1 protein-coding gene is annotated in these 1,052 nt (G+C 42.2%); it reads left to right on the top strand.

Annotation, left to right across the window (positions count from 1 at the left end; genetic code table 11):
• Position 1: 1 nt before the first annotated feature.
• Positions 2 to 922 (top strand): tail fiber protein, encoded by a 921-nt coding sequence (locus ACFIKH_RS09130; RefSeq protein ID WP_375671534.1) that lies wholly within the window; start codon positions 2 to 4, stop codon positions 920 to 922.
• Positions 923 to 1,052: the final 130 nt, after the last annotated feature.

The raw sequence follows: 1,052 nt of genomic DNA, 5'->3' as shown, positions 1-1,052 counted from the left end.
CATTAATTGGGCAGAAGGGCAGCCGCCTAGTTCTGTTAATGATAGTGCGCGGGTCATGATGCAGCGTATACGTGAATATCTTGCCGATAATGGTGGTTCTCTTGACTCAAAGTTTATTGTGAATGGAAAGGAACAAACAACATCAATCACGTTGACGACGGTGTCGCCGATAGCGAAATATAAAAACGATATCATTATTCGCTTTAAGGCGCGTGGTATAAATATTGGCACGACAACAATAAACATGAATAATATAGGAGCAAAGCCACTCTATAAAGCCACCAGCACGGGAATAGTATCATTGACAGGCGGTGAGTTACAAACAAATGGTATTTATGAAATAGTCTATAATGATGGCGCATTAACAAAAGGTCTTGAGGGCTGGTATCTTTTAAATCCTACTCCCATTCCACCACCGAAGGTCGAAACCTTTCCTTGTGGTTTTATTGCGACCTTTGCTATGCAAGAAGTCCCAAACGGCTGGCTTTTATGTGATGGCGCTACTTATGAACGCAAAGATTATCCGCAATTATTCAAGGCGATAGGGGATAAATGGGGAAAAAACAGTGATACAACCTTTAAAGTTCCAGATTTTAGAGGAGTGTTTTTGCGCGGCTTTGATAATGGTCGCGGTTTAGACAGAAGTAGACAATTTGCCGATATACAGCAAGATTGCCTTAAATCGCATACACATATTTGTAGTGTTGAATCGGCGGGACAGCATACACACGAGTTTCAGTATAATGGAGTGGGATGGAGCGCCAATGATATTGGTAGAAGAAACCCCTCTTATCACTATGCCGTTCTTGGAGGAACAACACAACCTGCTGGAGTGCATACGCATAAGGTAACACTTTCTTCAACAGGCGAGGCAGAAACGCGCCCTGTTAATGTACCGGTTGTTTATGCCATAAAATCATAAGGTTTTCAGATGATCAATAATCCGTCTGCTATTGATGATATTGCGGACGCGGAGCAAATCCGCGTCCTTTTTTATGCAAGCAATAGAATGGTTCATGCGCCATTGAATAAGGTGCTTGATCTTGTCAAAA

The sequence above is a fragment of the Bartonella sp. SD1336NMGDW genome, from assembly GCF_042193565.1.
Lineage (GTDB): Bacteria > Pseudomonadota > Alphaproteobacteria > Rhizobiales > Rhizobiaceae > Bartonella > Bartonella grahamii.
Note: the sequence above shows the minus strand (reverse complement) of the source record. Positions and strands in the feature narration are given on the sequence as shown.